The organism is Kluyvera ascorbata (assembly GCF_023195735.1).
Taxonomy (GTDB): domain Bacteria; phylum Pseudomonadota; class Gammaproteobacteria; order Enterobacterales; family Enterobacteriaceae; genus Kluyvera; species Kluyvera ascorbata.
The window spans coordinates 1,306,142-1,324,557 of sequence record NZ_CP096201.1 but is presented as its reverse complement, the minus strand read 5'-3'; the positions used below and the strand labels follow the sequence as shown (position 1 = coordinate 1,324,557).

The window sequence follows — 18,416 nt, the reverse complement described above, 5'->3', positions numbered from 1 at the left end:
GCGGCCTTTTTTGCATCTTACGGTTAGCGATTACGCGTAAACCGGGAAGCGAGCGCAGATATCCAGCACTTTCGCTTTGACGCTTTCGATGACAGATTCATCGTTGATGTTGTCCAGCACATCACACATCCAGCCGGCCAGCTCTTTCACTTCAGCTTCTTTGAAGCCGCGGCGAGTTACCGCTGGGGAACCGATACGGATACCGGAAGTCACGAACGGGCTCTTAGGATCGTTCGGTACGCTGTTTTTGTTAACGGTGATGTTAGCGCGGCCCAGCGCGGCATCAGCTTCTTTACCGGTCAGGTTTTTATCCACCAGGTCCAGCAGGAACAGGTGGTTTTCAGTACCGCCAGAAACCACTTTGTAGCCGCGGTTCAGGAACACTTCCACCATCGCTTTAGCGTTTTTAGCAACCTGCTGCTGGTAAACTTTGAACTCTGGCTCCATCGCTTCTTTCAGCGCAACCGCTTTACCGGCGATCACGTGCATCAGTGGGCCACCCTGCGCGCTTGGGAACACGGCGGAGTTCAGTTTTTTGTACAGCTCTTCGCTGCCGTCTTTCGCCAGGATCAGGCCACCGCGTGGACCCGCCAGGGTTTTGTGAGTGGTCGTGGTCACAACGTGTGCGTGTGGAACCGGGTTCGGGTAAACGCCTGCGGCAATCAGACCGGCAACGTGTGCCATGTCGACGAACAGGTAAGCACCGATGCTGTCTGCGATTTCACGCATTTTTGCCCAGTCTACAACGCCGGAGTAAGCAGAGAAGCCACCGATGATCATTTTCGGTTTGTGGGTCTGAGCCAGCTTAGCCATCTCGTCGTAGTCAATTTTACCGGACTCATCAATACCGTAAGGGATGATGTTGTACAGTTTGCCGGAGAAGTTAACCGGGGAGCCGTGAGTCAGGTGGCCACCCTGCGCCAGGTTCATACCCAGCACGGTATCGCCCGGCTGCAGCAGCGCGGTGTAGACAGCGAAGTTAGCCTGAGAGCCGGAGTGCGGCTGCACGTTAGCGTAGTCTGCGCCAAACAGTTCTTTCGCACGGTCAATCGCCAGCTGTTCAACGATATCAACGTATTCGCAACCGCCGTAGTAGCGTTTGCCTGGGTAACCTTCAGCGTATTTGTTGGTCAGCTGAGAACCCTGCGCCTGCATAACGCGCGGGCTGGTGTAGTTTTCGGAGGCGATCAGTTCGATGTGCTCTTCCTGACGTACTTTTTCCTGCTCCATAGCCTGCCACAGTTCGGCATCATAATCGGCAATGTTCATTTCACGCTTTAACATCCGCATCTCCTGACTCAGCTAACAATTAAATTTTGGCCTGAAAAGGCAGTCCAATTGGACAACGGCCAACAGTATAACTGATTAGTTCTGCGATAACAGGTCTTGACAAACGAAATTACGCAAACGTTTACCTCCGCGCCACACAAGGGGTTGAGGAATAAAGGGCTACGACAGGGAAACGGATTTCTTTTCAGGATTGTGATGTGAATAATTCAAGTTGTAACCGCAATAGCGCATTCCTTCAAAGAACCATTTACAAAGCAGGGGTATTTTTATAAGATGCATTTAACATGCAACATTAGATAACATTGAAAGGAAGACCTGCCATGCTAGACGCTCAAACCATCGCCACCGTAAAAGCCACTATTCCCCTGCTGGTTGAAACTGGACCAAAGCTCACCGCCCACTTTTATGATCGGATGTTCACCCACAATCCGGAGCTGAAAGAGATTTTCAATATGAGCAACCAGCGTAACGGCGACCAGCGTGAAGCGCTGTTTAACGCCATTGCCGCCTACGCCAGCAATATTGAAAATCTGCCTGCACTGCTGCCAGCGGTAGAGAAAATTGCCCAGAAGCACACCAGCTTCCAGATTAAGCCGGAGCAGTACAACATCGTAGGTGCGCATCTGCTGGCGACGCTGGATGAGATGTTTAGCCCGGGCCAGGAAGTGCTGGACGCCTGGGGCAAAGCCTACGGTGTGCTGGCGGGCGTGTTTATCAACCGCGAAGCCGAGATTTATCAGGATAACGCCAGCAAAACCGGCGGTTGGGAAGGCACCCGCGCCTTCCGCATCGTGAAAAAGACGCCGCGCAGTGCACTTATCACCAGCTTCGAGATGGAACCGGTGGACGGTCAGCCAGTTGCGGATTATCAGCCGGGCCAGTATCTGGCGGTATGGCTGAAGCCGGAAGGCTTCGAGTATCAGGAAATTCGTCAGTACTCTCTGACCCGTAAACCAGACGGTAAAGGCTACCGCATTGCCGTGAAACGTGAAAACGGCGGTCAGGTATCGAACTGGCTGCATAACGCAGCAAAAGAAGGTGATGTAGTCTATCTGGCTGCACCTGCTGGCGACTTCTTCCTGAACGTCACCCCGCAGACGCCGGTCACGCTGATTTCCGGCGGCGTGGGGCAAACGCCGATGCTGGCGATGCTGGATACGTTGTCTAAAAACCACCACCCAGCGCAGGTTAACTGGTTCCATGCAGCCGAAAATGGCGACGTTCACGCCTTTGCCGATGAGGTGAAAACGCTGGGTAGCGCGCTGCCTGACTTCACGTCGCACCTGTGGTATCGCACCCCGACCGACGCAGACCGCCAGTCCAACGCATTCGACAGCGAAGGACTGATGACGCTCTCAACACTTGCCGATAAGTTGCGTGACCCGCAGATGCAATTCTATCTGTGCGGCCCGGTTGCCTTTATGCAGCACGCGGCAAAACAGCTGGTTGCCTTAGGCGTCAACGCCGAGCGTATTCATTACGAATGCTTCGGCCCGCATAAAGTCCTGTAATCTTTTCTTTCCGAGCGGGTAGTTTTCTACCCGCTCACCGCACCAGACTCTCTTCATTAACGCTCTCCCGAGTCAAAAAATAGGGTATTCAACTGTGTTATCATTGATAACTTCTCCCATTATTTTTCCTTTGGTGACTTATTGTTATGCAACAGCCCGTTGTGCGCGTTGGAGAATGGCTGGTCACGCCTTCAGTTAATCAAATCAGCCGGCCCGGACGCCAGCTCACCCTCGAACCTCGGTTAATCGATCTATTAATGTATTTCGCCCGTCACCCGGGGGAAGTACTGAGTCGTGACGAACTCATTGATAACATCTGGATGCGTAATATCGTCACCAGTCACGTGGTCACTCAGAGTATTTCAGAGCTGCGTAAGTCGCTGCGCGACGGCGGAGACAGCAACGCTGAATACATTATTACCGTACCCAAACGCGGTTATCAGTTAACGGCAGCGGTCACCTGGCTTGATGAGTCCGACATAAAAGATGAAACGCAGGTACCTCTGGATGCGACCGCCCCCGAGATAGCGCCGGTCGTCCCGACGCAAAAACCGTCTGTACAAGCGCCACCCACGCAGAAAAATCGCCGCTGGTTTGCCAACTTCTGGACCCAGTGCGCCTTTTTACTGTCGCTTGGCGTGCTGATTGCCATGGTCCTGTTGACCATAGTCCGCCCGCACCCACAGGTGACGCGTTCGCATCTGCTGCTTAACCCGCGTGATATTGACGTACGCTTTGAGCCCGGATCCTCCTGTAATAACTGGGTCTCTCAGCAGTCTTATGCCATCGGTCTCGGGACGTTGATTACCACCTCGCTGAACACTTACTCAACCTTTATGGTTCATGACAAAACCAACTATAACGTCAATGAACCCAGCAGTTCGGGTAAGACGCTGACCATCAGCTTTGTTAACCAGCGCCACTATCGCGCCCAGCAATGCTTTATGTCCGTCCTGCTGGTCGACAACGCCGATGCTTCCACGATGCTCGATAAACGCTACTTCGTGACCGACAGTAACCTCGTTTCCATCCAGAGCGATCTCTTCGATAGCCTCTCCAGCGTCCTGGCACAGCCGTGGCCTGAAGACATGCAGAAGCAGCTGACGCGGCTTAAGCTGCCTGAAGCACAGTCGTTGGCGCAGTTTTACCAGGCGTTGCAACTGGTGTCGATTGGCGATGCGCCATCGTTAAACAAGGCCAGCACTCTGCTCGACAGCATTATTAAATCTTCACCGGGTTTCTCGTACGCCTCCGCACAAAAAACAATGGTGGATGTATTACGCCAATCTCAGCAGCCTTTTGATAACCAGCAGTTGGCAGCGCTGAATGAAGAATTAACGCGCGTGGAGCAGATACCGGAAATTCAAAACAGCGCCGTGCTTTATCGCATTAAAGCTATCGATTATTTAAGTAAAGGCCACGTTGATAATGCTTATGACGCCATCAATAAAAGCATTGCGCTGGAGATGTCATGGCTCAACTACGTGCTGCTCGGTAAGGCTTATGAAATGAAAGGCGAGAGTCGACTGGCGGCAGATGCGTATATTACGGCATTCAATTTGCGCCCTGGCGAGAACACGCTGTATTGGATTCAAAACGGCGTATTCCAGACGTCGATAGAAAAAATAGTCCCTTATTTGCAGACATTTTTAATCAATGAGTAATCGTTAGCCAGACTATTCGATTATTCTGGTTAAATAATCAATTTCTTAATGTAATATTGATGTTGCCGCAAGGTGTTAATTGTTACCTTGCAGCAACATCAAGCTCCGCAAGATACCACCACCTAACCATTTGTAATTAGTCGTCATTTACCTTTTCCTGATATAAAGTTTTTATCCTGATGTGTTACGCGAAAAAGGTAAAGACCTCATCTTTTCTGTGTTTGTTTTAATTTCACTTTTACTTTAGGACTTCTCTTAGCCTGCTCAGTAATAATTGCCATCAGTTGGTCGGGTCACTTGGTATTACTCATTCAGCGATCCGGTCCTAAAAATACTGTTCAGGAGAAACGAACATGAGTTCTGCCAAGAAGATCGGGCTATTTGCCTGTACCGGCGTTGTTGCCGGGAATATGATGGGGAGCGGTATTGCACTATTACCCGCGAACCTCGCCAGCATCGGTGGTATTGCTATTTGGGGCTGGGTTATTTCTATTATTGGTGCCATGTCACTGGCTTACGTTTACGCCCGACTGGCGACAAAAAACCCGCAGCAGGGTGGACCAATTGCGTACGCTGGCGAATTATCTCCGGCTTTCGGTTTCCAGACAGGCGTACTTTATTATCACGCCAACTGGATCGGTAACCTGGCTATCGGTATTACTGCTGTCTCCTATTTATCTACCTACTTCCCAGTTCTCAATAACCCGATTCCTGCCGGTATCGCGTGTATCGCCATCGTGTGGCTGTTCACCTTTATCAACATGCTGGGTGGTACCTGGGTAAGCCGTCTGACCACTATCGGCCTGTTCCTGGTGTTGATTCCGGTTGTATTGACCGCCGTTGTCGGCTGGCACTGGTTTGATATGGCGACCTACCACGCAAACTGGAACACCTCAACCACCACCGATCCACATGCGGTTATCAAAAGTATTCTGCTGTGCCTGTGGGCGTTTGTCGGCGTGGAATCTGCCGCTGTCAGCACCGGCATGGTGAAAAACCCGAAACGTACCGTACCGATGGCAACCATGCTGGGTACCGCGCTGGCAGGTATCGTTTATATCGCCGCCACTCAGGTTATTTCCGGTATGTACCCGGCTTCCGTGATGGCCTCTTCCGGTGCACCGTTTGCCGTCAGCGCCTCTACCATTCTGGGCGGTTGGGCAGCGCCGCTGGTTTCCGCCTTTACCGCCTTCGCGTGCCTGACTTCTCTGGGCTCCTGGATGATGCTGGTTGGTCAGGCAGGCGTGCGTGCCGCCGACGACGGCAACTTCCCGAAAGTGTATGGCGAGCTTGATAAAAACGGCATTCCTAAGAAAGGCCTGCTGCTGGCGGCCCTGAAAATGACCGGTCTGATGATTATCATCACTGTGATGAACTCCAGCGGCGGTAAAGCCTCTGACCTGTTCGGCGAACTGACCGGTATTGCCGTACTGCTGACCATGCTGCCTTACTTCTACTCCTGCGTTGACCTGATTCGCTTCGAAGGCATCAACGTGCGCAACTTCGTGAGCCTTATCTGTTCGGTTCTGGGCTGTGCGTTCTGCTTCATCGCGCTGATGGGCGCAAGCTCCTTCGAACTGTCCGGCACCTTTATCGTCAGCCTGGTCATCCTGATGTTCTATGGTCGCAAAATGCACCAGCGTCAGCATAACGACGACGAAAACAAAACGGCTGAAGCGCTTTAATCGCTCCCCCTCATTTCTCTAAGGCTCCTTCCTTCACCTGCAACATCATTGCGGGAGGGGCCTTCTTTATCCGGAAACATGACTATGACTATGAACGTTATTGCTATCATGAACCACATGGGCGTCTACTTTAAAGAAGAGCCTATTCGTGAACTTCATCGTGCGCTGGAAGGCCTGAACTTCCGCATCGTTTACCCAAATGACCGTGAAGACCTGCTGAAGCTGATTGAAAATAATGCCAATCTTTGCGGCGTGATTTTCGACTGGGATAAGTACAACCTTGAGCTGTGCGAAGAGATCAGCGCGCTGAACGAGTACATGCCGGTTTACGCTTTTGCCAACAGCTACTCCACGCTGGACGTTAGCCTCAACGATCTGCGCATGCAGGTTCGCTTCTTCGAGTATGCGCTGGGCGCAGCGGCAGACATCGCGGCGAAAATCCGCCAGAGCACCGACGAATACATCGATACCATTCTGCCACCGCTGACCAAAGCGCTGTTCAAATACGTGCGTGAGGGCAAATACACCTTCTGTACGCCAGGCCACATGGGCGGCACCGCCTTCCAGAAAAGCCCGGTAGGCAGCATCTTCCATGATTTCTTCGGCCCTAACGCGATGAAATCTGACATCTCCATCTCCGTTTCCGAGCTGGGTTCTCTGCTGGACCATTCTGGCCCGCACAAAGAAGCCGAAGAGTATATTGCGCGCGTCTTTAACGCCGAACGTAGCTATATGGTGACTAACGGTACGTCTACCGCGAACAAAATCGTCGGGATGTACTCCGCACCGGCGGGCAGCACGGTGCTTATCGACCGTAACTGCCATAAATCGCTGACGCATCTGATGATGATGAGCAACATCACGCCGATCTACTTCCGCCCGACCCGTAACGCTTACGGTATTCTCGGCGGCATCCCGCAGAGCGAATTCCAGCGCGCTACCATTGAAAAACGCGTGAAAGCTACGCCAAACGCCACCTGGCCGGTGCACGCGGTGATCACCAACTCCACCTATGATGGCCTGCTGTACAACACCGACTACATCAAGAAGACGCTGGATGTGAAATCCATCCACTTCGACTCAGCCTGGGTGCCTTACACCAATTTCTCGCCAATCTATGCGGGTAAATGTGGGATGAGCGGCGACCGTGTTGAAGGCAAAGTGATTTATGAGACCCAATCCACGCATAAACTGCTGGCAGCGTTCTCTCAGGCATCGATGATCCACGTGAAGGGCGACATCAACGAAGAGACCTTCAACGAAGCCTACATGATGCACACCACCACCTCTCCGCATTACGGTATCGTGGCATCCACTGAAACCGCCGCGGCGATGATGAAAGGCAATGCCGGTAAGCGTCTGATTAACGGTTCTATAGAACGCGCTATCAAGTTCCGTAAAGAGATCAAACGTCTGAAAGGCGAGTCCGAAGGCTGGTTCTTCGACGTCTGGCAGCCTGAGCACATCGACGGCCCTGACTGCTGGCCGCTGCGTTCTGACAGCGCATGGCACGGCTTCAAAAATATCGACAATGAACACATGTACCTCGACCCGATCAAAGTCACTATCCTGACTCCGGGCATGAAGAAAGACGGTACCATGGACGACTTCGGTATTCCGGCGAGCCTGGTGGCTAAGTACCTCGACGAACGCGGCATCATCGTTGAGAAAACGGGCCCATACAACCTGCTGTTCCTGTTCAGCATCGGCATCGATAAAACCAAAGCGCTGAGCCTGCTGCGCGCGCTGACCGAGTTCAAACGCGCCTTTGACCTGAACCTGCGCGTGAAAAACATTCTGCCTTCGCTGTACCAGGAAGCGCCTGAATTCTATGAAAACATGCGTATCCAGGAGCTGGCGCAGAGCATCCATAAACTGGTTGAGCACCACAACCTGCCGGATCTGATGTTCCGCGCGTTCGAAGTGCTGCCAGCCATGGAAATCACGCCGTTCGAAGCGTTCCAGAAAGAGCTGCACGGCGAAACGGAAGAGGTGTACCTGGATGAAGTGGTTGGCCGCATCAACGCCAACATGATCCTGCCGTATCCTCCAGGCGTACCGCTGGTGATGCCAGGCGAGATGATCACCGAAGAGAGCCGTCCGGTGCTGGAGTTCCTGCAGATGCTGTGCGAAATCGGCGCGCATTACCCAGGCTTTGAAACCGACATCCACGGCGCGTATCGTCAAGCCGATGGTCGTTACACGGTTAAAGTGCTGAAAGACGCTAAAAAATAATTAGAAAGACCAAAGGGAAGTGGCTTGCCACTTCCCTTTTTCATGCATTCACACAGCAAGGAGTCGAGATGAAAACACCCTCACAACCGCGCGCGATCTACTACATCGTGGCGATTCAAATCTGGGAATATTTCAGTTTTTACGGCATGCGTGCCCTGCTCATCCTTTATCTTACCCACCAGCTTGGCTTCAACGATAGCCACGCTATCGACCTCTTCAGCGCCTACGCCTCTTTGGTCTATGTGACCCCTATTCTGGGCGGCTGGCTCGCCGACCGCCTGCTCGGCAACCGCACCGCCGTCATTGCAGGCGCGCTACTGATGACGCTCGGGCATATCGTGCTCGGCGTGGAATCGGACTCCACGTGGAGCCTGTATCTCGCACTGGCGATTATTATCTGCGGCTACGGGCTGTTTAAGTCCAACATCAGCTGCCTGCTGGGTGAAATGTACGAACCAGACGACCATCGCCGTGACGGTGGTTTCTCGCTGCTCTACGCCGCTGGCAATATCGGCTCTATCGCCGCGCCTATCGCCTGCGGGCTGGCAGCGCAGTGGTACGGCTGGCACGTCGGCTTCGCGCTGGCGGGCATCGGCATGTTCATTGGCCTTATCGTGTTCTTAAGCGGCCATCGCCACTTCCGTCATACGCAGGGGGTTAACCAACCGGCGCTACGGGCGGTGAAGTTCGTCCTGCCGACCTGGGGCTGGCTGGTGCTGATGCTGTGCGCCGCACCGCTGTTTTTCACCCTGCTGCTGCAAAATGACTAGTCAGGCTATCTACTGGCGCTGGTCTGCGCGGTCGCGACGGTTATCGTCGCGCGCATTATGCTGCGTTTCCCGGAACATCGCCGCGCGCTGTGGCAAATCATTCTGTTGATGCTGACCGGGACGCTGTTCTGGGTGCTGGCCCAGCAGGGCGGTAGCTCTATCAGTCTGTTCATCGACCATTTTGTTAACCGTCACTGGCTGAGTTTCGAGGTGCCTACCGCCCTCTTCCAGTCGGTCAACGCCGTGGCAGTGATGACGGCGGGCGTGGTGCTGGCCTGGCTTGCGCGTCCGGAAAGCAGCATCAGCTCCGCCCTGCGGGTATGGCTGAAGTTCGCGTTCGGGCTGGTGCTAATGGGCGCGGGCTTTATGCTGCTGGCATTGAACGCGCACGGTGCTCAACTGCACGGTCAGGCCTCGATGGGCATGATGGTCGCCGGACTAGCGCTGATGGGCTTCGCCGAACTGTTTATTGACCCGGTGGCGATGGCGCAGATTACGCGACTGAACCTGCCCGGCGTAACCGGCGTGCTAACCGGCATCTACATGCTGGCAACCGGCTCGGTGGCCAACTGGCTGGCGGGCGTGGTGGCGCAGAAAACCACCGAATCACAAATTAGCGATACGGCTATCGATGCCTATGGGCACTTTTTCTCGCAGATGGGGGAATGGACGCTGGGCGTGGTGGCGTTGATTGTGGTGCTGGTAGCGTTGAAACGTCTGCTGGGTTCGTCCAGCGTACCGCTGGCGCAGGCCGACGAGTAAAGCAGTGGGCCGGATAAGGCGTTTACGCCATCATCCGGCCCACCTCGATTAGATTGCTGCGTCGTCTTCTTCGCCGGTACGGATACGAATCACGCGCGCCACGTCGAAGACAAAGATTTTGCCGTCGCCGATTTTACCGGTCTGCGCGGTACGAATAATGGTATCCACACAGGTATCGACGATATCGTCGGTCACCACGATCTCAATTTTTACCTTCGGCAGAAAGTCGACCATGTACTCCGCACCGCGGTACAGTTCGGTATGGCCCTTCTGACGGCCAAAACCTTTCACTTCCGTTACCGTCATCCCGGTGATGCCAACTTCCGCCAGCGCTTCACGTACGTCATCCAGTTTGAAGGGTTTAATAATCGCATCAATCTTTTTCATGGTGTTCCTGTCGTTTTTATCGCGTAACCGGTTGCTCACCGTATCATAAATCAGACGTATTTCGGGTGCTACTCTTTAAAGTCGTTCGCATCCAGTTCATGTCGGGAGAGCAATTTGTAGAACTCCGTACGGTTTCGTCCGGCCATACGTGCCGCATGAGTGACGTTACCTTTGGTAATTTGCAGCAGCTTGCGCAGGTAGTTGAGTTCAAACTGATTGCGCGCTTCCACGAAGGTGGGCAGCGCGGTGTTCTCCCCTTCCAGCGCCTGTTCGACCAACGCGTCGCTGATAACCGGCGATGAGGTCAGCGCCACGCACTGCTCAATCACGTTGACCAACTGGCGCACGTTGCCAGGCCAGTTGGCTGCCATCAGGCGCTTCATCGCGTCGGTGGAAAAGGCGCGAACGAACGGCTTATGGCGATCCGCCGCCTGACGCAGCAGGTAGTTTGCCAGCAGAGGAATATCTTCGGTACGTTCGGCAAGGGTTGGGATCTTGAGATTTACCACGTTCAGGCGGTAGAAGAGATCTTCACGGAACTCGCCGCGGGCCATCGCTTTCGGCAGATCCCGGTGGGTGGCGGAGACAATGCGCACGTTGATATCGAGGTCGCGGTTGCTGCCGAGCGGACGCACCTTGCGCTCCTGCAATACGCGCAGCAGTTTCACCTGCAGCGGCGCGGGCATATCGCCAATTTCATCAAGAAACAGAGTGCCGCCTTCCGCCGCCTGGAACAGACCTTCCCGGTGGCTGACCGCGCCGGTAAACGCGCCGCGCGCATGACCAAACAGTTCAGACTCCAGAAGCTGCTCCGGCAGAGCCCCGCAGTTAATAGCCACAAACGGCTTGGCGTGGCGCGGGCTGGCGTTATGAATGGCCTGCGCCAGAATCTCTTTACCGGTGCCGCTCTGGCCGTTAATCAGCACGCTGACGTCCGACTGCGCCACCATCTGCGCCTGTTCAAGCAGGCGTAGCATCAGCGGGCTGCGGGTGACAATCGCTTCGCGCCACCGTTCATCGTTAGCCGGTGACGTGCGCTCCAGCGCTTCATCGATAGCTTTATACAGCGCGTCTTTGTCCACCGGTTTGGTTAAGAAGCTGAACACGCCCTGCTGGGTCGCTGAGACCGCTTCAGGAATTGAACCGTGAGCGGTCAGGATAATCACCGGCATCCCCGGCTGCACTTTCTGAATTTCGCTGAACAGCTGCAGACCGTCCATCTCGTCCATGCGCAGGTCGCTAATCACCAGGTCGATACGCTCTTTCGCCAGCACACGCAGCCCCTGCTGGCCGCTTTCTGCCGTAACGACCCGATAGCCTTCGCTGGTCAGACGCATCCCGAGAAGCTTCAGCAGGCCGGGGTCATCATCCACCAGCAGCAGGTGCGCAGGTTTACGGTTAGTCATGTTTATCCTCGTCAGCTGCCGCGCCATGAGACATATCAGCGCCCGGTTTACGGGTGGAGAGTTGGCGTTCGATATCCGTCAGGTTTTGCAGTTTGCGGGTGGTTAAATCCAGTTCGCCCTGTAGCTGCTGCTGTTGCAGGCGCAGCGCATCCAACTGTCCGTCGCTGGTCTCCTGTAGTTTGCTGTATCGCTGACGTTCATCAGACAGCGACAGCTGTAATACCTGTCCATCGCGCCAGAGCTGGTACAGCGGGCGAATGCGGACCGGTATTTGCGGGCTGAGGTTATCAATCGCCGTGACCACCTGCCGACGCTCGGTCGGGGTGATTTTAGCGTTAGCCAGCAGGATGCCGCGCTTCAACGCACCCTGCCAGGTATCCGCTGTCAGCGGGCTGGCTTCAGCACGCGCGTGTGCCGCCGACAAACGGTTGGCGCAGTCTACGCCGCGCAGCCAGTAAAGGGGGTTGTTCTCGGCGGTGTCGCCGTCCAGCGACCAGATATCGTCGCAGTTGGTCGATAGATAATCCGCGACCTGCTGGCGCGGTTCGCCGCTTTCGGCGCTGCTGCCAAGGCTATGCGGCGTCAGCGTGCTATTACACCCGGAAAGCATCAGGCAGGCGAGTCCAATTAACCCGCCGCACCACCGCCGTGGTATCCGACTTGTCCGTGCTAAAAATTGGGGCATAGTGACTCGATTTTGATTCATGTGATTGTTTTTTCAAGCCCTGGTACGGGAAGCTCAATGCGAAAACAGACGCTGCCGTCCGGGGTGTCGAGAAGCTGAAGCTCTCCGTGCATTTTCCGAACGGAGTCACGCGCAAGGCTTAACCCCAGGCCGCTTCCTTTCACCGCACCTTTACGCTGATGGCTGCCCTGATAGAAAGGCTCGAAAATCATTAATTTTTCGCCGTCCGGGATCGGCGTACCGGTATTGATAACGTCTATGGCTATCCGCGCGCCATCCCGATGGCTACGAAGATAAATGTTACCGGATTCAGTGCCATAGTGCACCGCATTCGAGTAGAGATTATCCAACGCATTCATCAGAAGCGTCGGCTCAGCCAGACAAGCTGGCGCCTGTAGGTCAACCTGCGTGTGCATCAGTTTAGCCCGTGCCGGGAGACTGTGCGCGGAAACCACCATTTCCACCAGCGGTGCCAGCGCCACGTACTCCATGCGTACGGTGGTTTCACTGAGTTTACGGTTGTAGTCCAGCAGTTGTTCAATCAGGGTCTGCAGATTGCGGCTGCTGCTGTCGAGAATAGCCACCACCTCTTTTTGCTCCGCCGTCAGCGGGCCGACAACCTGATCGGCTAACAGTTCGGTGCCCTCGCGCATGCTGGCCAGCGGCGTTTTCAGTTCGTGGGAGAGGTGACGCAGGAACTGGTGACGCTGCGACTCCAGCCAGGAGAGGCGGTCGCTGAGCCAGATAATACGCTGCCCAACGGAGCGCAATTCACGCGGGCCGCGGAACATCACTTCGCCGTCCAGCGATTGCCCTTCGCCCAGCCGGTTAATCATGCTCTCAATGCCCTTCACCGGGCCGATTATCATACGGGTAAACAGCAGCACCATCGCCAGACTGACCAGGAACAGCACCAGCGCCTGCCAGCCAAAGAACTGGCCGCGTTCAGCAATCGCTTGCTGTAGCTGTTGTCCACGAGAGAAGACCACGGTTCGCGTCGCCTGCACCAGCTCGCCGTTGGCGCTGGAGAAGGCTTCGAGCTTCGCCACCGCCTGCTTTTCCGGGCCGCTGTTGGTGCACTGGAGCGTCGTCAGGTCATGAAGATTCTGCCGCAGCCGCTGATAAAGCGTGTCGTCCGGCAGCACGCCTGCGTGCGCCTCCAGCATGTCGCTATAGCGCTTACGCTGGCTCTGATACACCTTCGCCAGCGTCGGGTCATCCAGCACACAGTACTGGCGGTAGCTGCGCTCCATATCCAGCGCGACGTTCGCCATCGCTTCGCTACGTCGGGCATCCATCAGCGTGGTGCGGTTGGTCTGTTCGGCCTGCGCGCTGAGCATATTGAGGCTCTGCCATGCCTGCCAGGCAAGCACCAGCAGTGGCAGCAGAATCAGCAGGAAAGCCAGCGTCACCAGTTGGCGAAGCGATCGTGGGGAAAGCGAGAGGCGTTTCAAAAGAGATGTCTCAGTCAATCAACGTAACGGAATGCTAACTGAGGTTATCGATGAGGGAAAGGCCAGAAATAACAAAGCCGGGCAGAAGCCCGGCTTTGTTATGGAATAAGGCGGTGCCTAACTCAACGTTTCGCCCGATGGTTGATAAAGCAGCGCTATTATCAGTTGCTGGACGGCAGGCACCTTGTTGTGCGTCATTCGAAGTTTATGTAGCACGTCCCGAAGGGGCTGACATAAGAAGGTGAATGAGCCACTGGTTAATATTATGCACGATGCGTGCCACAATACAAAACAATAAATTAACATAATGATAAATATAGAAAATATACCAATAACCATATTGGTCACTGCTGAGCGGCTTTTGGGCTTTCTGTCGCTAATTAGCAACACCAAAAATCGATTATTAAAAACTATATATAAATCATTAAATTAAACGTCTCCATTTGGCGACACTGCAATACCATCAATGTCGGGGTTTCCCGACACCCTCGCATCGCCTCGAATGTAGCCCGGCCGAGAAACGCAATGCCGGGAAAGCGCAGAAACAAAAAAGCCCCTCACCAGGAGGGGCTTGATACGTTAAGCGTTAGTCTTAGCCAAGCTGCTTACGCGCATTGCGGAAGATACGCATCCACGGGCTGTCCTCGCCCCAGTTTTCCGGGTGCCAGGAGTTGGAGACCGTACGGAACACGCGCTCCGGGTGCGGCATCATAATGGTGACGCGACCGCTTTCGTTGGTCACGGCAGTGATCCCGTTTGGCGAGCCGTTCGGGTTCGCCGGATAAGCTTCGGTAACTTTGCCGAAGTTATCTACGAAGCGCAGTGCCACCAGCCCTTTGCTTTCAAGCTGTGCCAGATGCGCACCGTCGCGAACTTCTACATGGCCTTCACCGTGAGAAACGGCGATTGGCATGCGGGAACCTTCCATCCCAGCGAGCAGCAGCGATGGGCTGCTGGCCACTTCCACCAGGCTGAAGCGCGCTTCAAAACGGTCGGAATGGTTACGCACAAAGCGCGGCCACAGGTCACTGCCAGGGATCAGCTCATGCAGGTTAGACATCATCTGACAGCCGTTACACACGCCCAACGCCAACGTCTGAGGGCGGTGGAAGAAGGTCGCAAACTCATCGCGTACGCGGTTGTTGAACAGGATGGATTTCGCCCAGCCTTCGCCCGCACCGAGTACGTCACCGTAGGAGAAGCCACCGCAGGCCACCAGCGCCTGGAAGTCTGCCAGACCGGTACGTCCTGCCAGCAGGTCACTCATGTGTACGTCGATGGCATCAAAGCCCGCACGGTGGAAAGCAGCCGCCATCTCAACGTGGGAGTTAACGCCCTGCTCGCGCAGCACCGCCACTTTCGGACGCGCGCCGGTCGCAATGTAAGGTGCCGCCACGTCAGCGTCGATATCAAAGGTGAGCTTCACGTTGAGGCCCGGGTCGTTATCGTTCGCTTTCGCGTCGTGTTCCTGATCGGCACACTCTGGGTTATCGCGTAGACGCTGCATCTGCCAGGTGGTTTCAGCCCACCACATACGAAGCGTAGTGCGGCTTTCGCTGAATACCGGCTGACCGTTGGCAGTCAGGGTGAAGCGGTCGCCTTCAACGGCTTTACCGAGGAAGTGTACGCAGTCTGCCAGGCCGTTGGCCGCCAGAATCGCTTCTACCGCTTCACGGTCAGCGGCACGAACCTGAATCACCGCACCCAACTCTTCGTTAAACAGCGCCGCCAGACGATCGTCGCCAAGAGTTGCCACGTCGGCTTCCACGCCGCAATGACCGGCAAAGGCCATCTCGGCCAGGGTCACCAGCAGGCCGCCGTCGGAACGGTCGTGATAGGCCAGCAGCTTACGCTGCGCGACCAGCGCCTGAATCGCCTCGTAGAAGCCTTTCAACTGCGCGACGTCACGCACGTCGGCCGGTTTATCGCCCAGCTGACGGTAAACCTGCGCCAGCGCGGTCGCACCCAGCGCGTTATGACCCTTACCAAGGTCAATCAGCAGCAAGGCGTTGTCTTCGGTGACCAGCTGCGGCGTGATGGTGTGACGCACATCTTCAACGCGGGCAAAGGCAGAAATCACCAGCGACAGCGGCGAGGTCATTTCGCGCTGCTCATTGCCTTCCTGCCAGCGGGTTTTCATTGACATGGAGTCTTTGCCCACCGGAATGGTCAGACCCAGCTGTGGGCACATCTCTTCGCCGATCGCTTTCACCGCTTCGTACAGACCGGCGTCTTCGCCAGGGTGACCTGCCGCCGACATCCAGTTTGCCGAGAGTTTAATGTGTTTGATGTTGCCAATCTGGGTCGCGGCGATGTTAGTCAGCGCTTCGCCTACCGCCAGACGGGCGGAAGCCGCGAAGTCCAACAGCGCAACGGGCGCACGCTCACCGATAGACATCGCTTCGCCGTAGTAGCTGTCGAGGCTAGCGGTTGTCACCGCGCAGTTGGCGACCGGGATCTGCCACGGGCCGACCATCTGGTCGCGCGCAACCATGCCGGTGACGGTACGGTCGCCGATGGTCACGAGGAAGGTTTTCTCCGCCACGGTTGGCAGGTGCAGCACGCGGTTCACCGCGTCGGCAATCGTAATGTGTTCACGCGCAAGCGCTTCGCCTTTCGCTTTCAGCGTCTGCACGTCGCGCGTCATCTTCGGCGTTTTACCGAGCAGTACGTCCAGCGGCATGTCGATTGGCTGATTGTCGAAGTGGCTGTCGCTGAGCGTCAGGTGCTTCTCTTCGGTGGCTTCACCGATGACCGCGTACGGCGCGCGTTCACGCTTACACAGCTCATCGAACAGCGGAAGCTGATCAGCGGCTACCGCCAGCACGTAGCGTTCCTGGGATTCGTTACACCAGATTTCCAGCGGGCTCATGCCCGGCTCATCGCTCAGGATGTCGCGCAGCTGGAATTTACCGCCGCGTCCGCCGTCGCTCACCAGTTCCGGCATGGCGTTAGACAGACCGCCCGCGCCCACGTCGTGGATAAACAGAATTGGGTTGGCATCGCCCAGCTGCCAGCAGCGATCGATAACTTCCTGGCAGCGGCGTTCCATTTCCGGGTTGTCGCGCTGCACGGAAGCGAAGTCGAGGTCGGCGTCAGACTGGCCGGAAGCCATTGAAGAGGCCGCACCGCCGCCAAGGCCGATGTTCATCGCCGGGCCACCGAGCACGATCAGCTTCGCGCCCACCACGATCTCACCTTTCTGTACGTGATCGGCGCGGATGTTGCCGATCCCGCCCGCCAGCATGATCGGCTTGTGATAACCGCGCAGCTCTTCGCCGTTGTGGCTGTTCACTTTTTCTTCGTAGGTACGGAAGTAGCCGGTCAGCGCCGGACGACCAAATTCGTTGTTAAACGCTGCGCCGCCCAGCGGGCCGTCGGTCATGATATCCAGCGCGGTAACAATACGATCCGGTTTGCCGAAATCTTCTTCCCACGGCTGTTCAAAACCAGGAATACGCAGGTTGGAAACGGAGAAGCCCACCAGCCCCGCTTTTGGCTTCGCGCCGCGACCGGTTGCACCTTCATCACGGATTTCCCCGCCAGAGCCGGTTGCCGCGCCCGGCCATGGAGAGATAGCCGTCGGGTGGTTATGGGTTTCTACCTTCATCAGGATATGCGCAGGCTCCTGATGGAAATCGTAGCGTCCGGTTTTGTGGTCGGCAAAGTAGCGGCCGACTTCAGAGCCTTCCATCACCGCGGCGTTGTCTTTATAGGCAGACAGCACGTGATCCGGCGTGGTTTCAAAGGTGTTTTTGATCATCTTAAACAGCGACTTCGGCTGCTGTTTACCGTCGATAATCCAATCGGCGTTAAAAATCTTGTGACGACAGTGCTCTGAGTTCGCCTGGGCGAACATGTAGAGCTCGATGTCGTTCGGGTTGCGACCCAGTTTGGTGAACGCATCCTGCAGGTAGTCAATTTCGTCGTCTGCCAGCGCCAGACCCAGACGAATGTTGGCATCAATCAGCGCCTGACGACCCTGCCCCAGCAGATCCACGCTGGCAACCGGTGCCGGCTGGTGATGGGCAAACAGTTTTTCGGCGTCCTGCAGCGAGTCAAATACGCTCTCCATCATGCGGTCGTGCAGTTCGGCCGCCACCGCGCTCACCTGCTCAGCGGTCAGGCTGGCAGCGTCAATGTAGTACGCCACGCCGCGTTCCAGACGCAGAACCTGCGCTAAGCCGCAGTTGTGGGCGATATCGGTAGCTTTTGAAGACCAGGGGGAGATGGTGCCAGGGCGAGGGGTGACGAGCAGCAGTTTACCGGTTGGGTTATGGCTATTGAGGCTTGGGCCATACTGCAATAGTCGCTCAAGTCGCGCTCGCTCTTCTTTATTAAGCGGCGCGTCCAGGTCAGCAAAATGGACATACTCGGCGTAAATATTGCTTACCAGGAGGTTGGCTGCCTGAAACCGCGTCAGCAGTTTGTTAATACGAAATGCAGACAGTGCAGGCGAACCACGCAGAATTTCCATCATAAGTCTCTCGTCTTCTCAGCTTTCAGTGTGCGCAATGGGGGAGAACGGGCGCTATTATAGAGAATCCTGCGTCCCGACGAAACCGTT

At 55.6% G+C, this 18,416-nt stretch carries 10 protein-coding genes and 1 pseudogene; 5 read left to right on the top strand and 6 right to left on the bottom strand.

Annotated elements, in window-relative coordinates; translation table 11 throughout:
• Positions 1 to 30: 30 nt before the first annotated feature.
• The gene (gene glyA, locus MY052_RS06270) at positions 31 to 1,284 is read right to left on the bottom strand and encodes a serine hydroxymethyltransferase (protein WP_035891344.1); all 1,254 of its coding nucleotides are present in this window, start codon (positions 1,282 to 1,284) and stop codon (positions 31 to 33) included.
• A 326-nt stretch (positions 1,285 to 1,610) separates the two neighbouring features.
• Here glyA and hmpA point away from each other — a divergent pair, with 326 nt between their 5' ends.
• The 5 genes and pseudogenes from hmpA to dtpD all read left to right on the top strand — a co-directional run bounded on the left by hmpA (position 1,611) and on the right by dtpD (position 9,917).
• Positions 1,611 to 2,801: an NO-inducible flavohemoprotein gene (gene hmpA / locus MY052_RS06265; RefSeq protein WP_035891342.1), complete on the top strand. Its 1,191-nt coding sequence runs from the start codon at positions 1,611 to 1,613 to the stop codon at positions 2,799 to 2,801.
• Between the two features lie 146 nt (positions 2,802 to 2,947).
• Complete coding sequence (gene cadC, locus MY052_RS06260; RefSeq protein ID WP_248538377.1) at positions 2,948 to 4,465, top strand: lysine decarboxylation/transport transcriptional activator CadC; 1,518 nt, start codon at positions 2,948 to 2,950, stop codon at positions 4,463 to 4,465.
• A gap of 353 nt (positions 4,466 to 4,818) precedes the next feature.
• The gene (gene cadB, locus MY052_RS06255) at positions 4,819 to 6,150 is read left to right on the top strand and encodes a cadaverine/lysine antiporter (protein WP_202217433.1); all 1,332 of its coding nucleotides are present in this window, start codon (positions 4,819 to 4,821) and stop codon (positions 6,148 to 6,150) included.
• A gap of 90 nt (positions 6,151 to 6,240) precedes the next feature.
• Positions 6,241 to 8,385 (top strand): lysine decarboxylase CadA, encoded by a 2,145-nt coding sequence (gene cadA, locus MY052_RS06250; RefSeq protein ID WP_035891521.1) that lies wholly within the window; start codon positions 6,241 to 6,243, stop codon positions 8,383 to 8,385.
• Positions 8,386 to 8,453: 68 nt separating this feature from the next.
• Positions 8,454 to 9,917, top strand: a pseudogene (dtpD, locus tag MY052_RS06245) (dipeptide permease DtpD).
• Positions 9,918 to 9,965: 48 nt separating this feature from the next.
• Here dtpD and glnB read toward each other — a convergent pair.
• The 5 genes from glnB to purL all read right to left on the bottom strand — a co-directional run bounded on the left by glnB (position 9,966) and on the right by purL (position 18,329).
• Positions 9,966 to 10,304: a nitrogen regulatory protein P-II gene (gene glnB / locus MY052_RS06240; protein WP_002914032.1), complete on the bottom strand. Its 339-nt coding sequence runs from the start codon at positions 10,302 to 10,304 to the stop codon at positions 9,966 to 9,968.
• A 68-nt stretch (positions 10,305 to 10,372) separates the two neighbouring features.
• Complete coding sequence (gene glrR / locus MY052_RS06235) at positions 10,373 to 11,710, bottom strand: two-component system response regulator GlrR (protein ID WP_035891328.1); 1,338 nt, start codon at positions 11,708 to 11,710, stop codon at positions 10,373 to 10,375.
• Positions 11,703 to 12,395, bottom strand: coding sequence for a two-component system QseEF-associated lipoprotein QseG (gene qseG / locus MY052_RS06230; protein WP_390885199.1), 693 nt, complete (start codon positions 12,393 to 12,395; stop codon positions 11,703 to 11,705). Before qseG ends, glrR begins: the two co-directional genes overlap by 8 nt.
• A 17-nt stretch (positions 12,396 to 12,412) precedes the next feature.
• A complete protein-coding gene (qseE, locus tag MY052_RS06225; RefSeq protein WP_202217430.1) occupies positions 12,413 to 13,849 on the bottom strand; it encodes a two component system sensor histidine kinase QseE/GlrK in 1,437 nt (478 codons plus the stop codon).
• 592 nt (positions 13,850 to 14,441) lie between these two features.
• Positions 14,442 to 18,329: a phosphoribosylformylglycinamidine synthase gene (gene purL / locus MY052_RS06220; protein WP_248538375.1), complete on the bottom strand. Its 3,888-nt coding sequence runs from the start codon at positions 18,327 to 18,329 to the stop codon at positions 14,442 to 14,444.
• Positions 18,330 to 18,416 lie beyond the last annotated feature (87 nt).